General features: G+C 65.8%; 2 protein-coding genes. One reads left to right on the top strand and one right to left on the bottom strand.

Translation table 11 applies throughout. The features are described 5' to 3' along the window. Positions 1 to 650, top strand: a 650-nt coding sequence (locus QZ184_RS11170; protein WP_296419679.1) for an MCE family protein, incomplete at its 5' end; no start/stop codon positions are given. On the opposite strand, the gene bchD is transcribed toward QZ184_RS11170, so the two are convergent. Then, the gene (gene bchD, locus QZ184_RS11175; RefSeq protein WP_296419683.1) at positions 651 to 2726 is read right to left on the bottom strand and encodes a magnesium chelatase ATPase subunit D; all 2076 of its coding nucleotides are present in this window, start codon (positions 2724 to 2726) and stop codon (positions 651 to 653) included. Positions 2727 to 2769 lie beyond the last annotated feature (43 nt).

The following is a 2769-nucleotide window of genomic DNA, read 5'->3' on the forward strand; positions in this document are numbered from 1 at the left end:
TCGATATCAATCAACCTAACCTTCAGCTGCCTCAGCCCCTCGATGCGCGCGTAGAGGCGGCTTCGCTGCTTGGCGGGGATGCTGTTGTCGCCCTCACGGCTCCGATCAAGCCGCTCCCCAAGGGCACTCCTGGCCCGAAAGCGATTACCTGCAACCGCGCCTTGACGGTCTGCAATGGCTCGGTGATTCAGGGCAAGAGCGCGGCGACCTTGAGCCAGGTGACGGCCACGCTGCAGCAGTTGCTGGATCAGGCGGAGAAGGAAAAGCTGATTCCCAAGCTCGCCACCACGATCAGCAGCATCGACACCACGGCCAAGGAAGCAACGGCGTTCATGAAGGACGGTCAGGCCTTAATCGGTGACCTTCGGACCACCGTTCGTGATGTCCAGCCGACGATCAACAACCTCAACGACTCCACGGCCCACATCCTCAACTTCGTGCGGGTTCTGGATAACCCCAAGACCCTGAGCGAGCTCAAGGGGACTGTTTCCAACCTGGAGGAGCTCACGGCCACCCTGGATCGCGTGGGAGGTGACATCAACAAGCTCACCTCCGACAAGCGCTTCATGGATGGCCTGCGCAGCGTGGCGATTGGCCTGGGGGCCTTCTTCGATGAGGTCTATCCCGAGAAGACCGAAGCCAAGCGCTGATCAGACCCCGCTGATCGCCTCCATCGCGATTGCGGCTATCGCCTGATCACTGGCCTTCGGCAGCTGGACGTACTTGCCGCCTGCGGAGTCGGCGAGGTCTTTGCCCATGCCGCTGCCGATGAACTTGCGCTCGGTGTCGATCACCAGCAGCTTGATGCCCAGGGAGCGGTACTTGCTGGCCACCTGCTTGACCTCTTCCTTGAGATCCACGGGCTCTTCCCCCTCTAACTGCGGCTGACCGAGGGAGCGGCTGAGGGGAACGTTGCCCCGGCCATCGGTGATGGCGACAACCACGACCTGGCCCAGTTCCCCGGTGGCCATGGCATTCGCCCCAACCCGAGCGGCCTGGGAGAGGCCATGGGCGAGGGGCGAGCCACCGCCGCAGGGCATGGACTCCAGCCGCCGCCGTGCGGCGGTGATCGAGCGGGTCGGGGGCAGCAGCACTTCGGCGGCCTCGCCGCGGAAGGGGATCAGCGCCACTTCGTCGCGGTTCTCGTAGGCCTCGGTCAGCAACCGGATCACGGCGCCCTTGGCGCTTTGCATCCGGTTGAGGGCCATCGATCCGCTGGCATCCACCAGGAAGATCACCAGGGCACCGGCCTTGCGCTGCAGTTGCTTGGCCCGCAGGTCCCCGTCTTCCACGACGACTTTGCGGTGCGGTTCCCGCTCACGCCGGGTTTTTTGATAAGGCGCTGCGGCCCGCAGGGTGGCGTCAACGGCGATGCGCTTGACCGGGCCACGGGGGAGCATCGGTTTGACGTAGCGGCCGCGGGAGTCGCTGAAGACCACCGCCCGGCTGCCGCTGCCGCCGCTCTTGGCCTTGCCGGCGTTGAAGAGCAGCAGATCCGGATCGATCGCGATCGCCTCGGGATCGAGCATGAACTCCTCGGGGATCGAAGGCGGAGCTTGATCTTCCGGGGTGTCCTCCTCGTCCTGTTCGTCCTCCTTGTCGTTTTCGTTGTCCTCGGGCTCCTCCGGTTCTTGCTCTTGGTTGTCCTCTCCCTGCGGCGGCGGTGGCGGCGGAGGGGGCTCCATCTGTTGGTCGGGATCCTGGGGCGGCAGTTGCATCGCCCGCGGTGCGATCACCAGGCGCACGGCGACCTGTAGGTCCTCCGCTTCCACCCGGTCTCGTCCACTGAGGGCGGCATGGGCGCGGGCAACCCGCACGGCATAGAGCTCGCTGCGGTGGCCTTCCACGCCGCCGCGCAGGGCTTCGTTTACCAGATAAGCGATTTGCTCCCGCGTGATCTGGACATCGGGTAGCCATTGGCGCGCCAGCAGCAGCTGGGTGGAGAGGGCGTCGGTTTCCTCTTGCCAGCGCTGGCGGAAGGCTTCGCTGGATTCGGCGTGGCCGATGGCACTGCGGGTGATCTCGACCCGTTGATCGAGCTCCAGGACCTGGTTGGCCGAGAGGGCAATGGCGAAGCGATCCAGCAGGTGATCGCGGATGGCCCCCTCTTCGGGGTTGTAGGTGGCGATCAGCAGGCAGCGGCAGGGGTGCGAGAGGCTCAGGCCCTCCCGCTCGACCCGGTTCTCACCGCTGCCAATGGCGGCCAGCAGCAGGTTGGTGACGTTGTCATCGAGCAGGTTCAGCTCATCGACGTAGAGCACGCCGCGGTGCGCTTCGGCCAGCAGACCTGGCTGAAAGACCGCTTCACCGCTGGCGAGGGATGCCGTGACATCGACCGAGCCCACCAGGCGGTCTTCGGTGATGCCCAGTGGGACCTGCACAAACGGTGCCGGGATGACCTTGGTGGGCAGTAGGGCTTGCTTGTCGGCGCCTGTGGGGTCCGCCCCGAGTTCCGTCAGCCGCGCCCGCGTCGGCGCATCCCAGTCTTCCGGTGCCTGGGGGTCGGTGTTGAGGCCATGGCCGCCGACATCGAGGACGTCGATCGGCGGCAGCAGGGCATGCAGACCCCGTGCCAGAACGGATTTGCCAGTGCCGCGCCCGCCGGCGATCACCACACCACCCAGGCCGGGGTCGACGGCTGCCAACAGCAGGGCCAGCTTCAGGGTTCCGTGGCCGGTGATGGCGGCAAGGGGGAAGGCCCGAGCGGCTGTACCACTTGCAACCATGGAAACGCCGGAGAAGTTCGTCGTGGGCGCCAGTCTCGCTGAT

The organism is Vulcanococcus sp. DEBay_Sum22DG08_74, from assembly GCF_017852955.1.
Classification (GTDB): Bacteria; Cyanobacteriota; Cyanobacteriia; order PCC-6307; family Cyanobiaceae; genus Vulcanococcus.

What these genes read in the sequence shown, in the direction of transcription:
- bchD (WP_296419683.1), bottom strand. Translation starts at nt 2,726, where the DNA reads ATGGTTGCAAGTGGTACAGCCGCTCGGGCCTTCCCCCTTGCCGCCATC.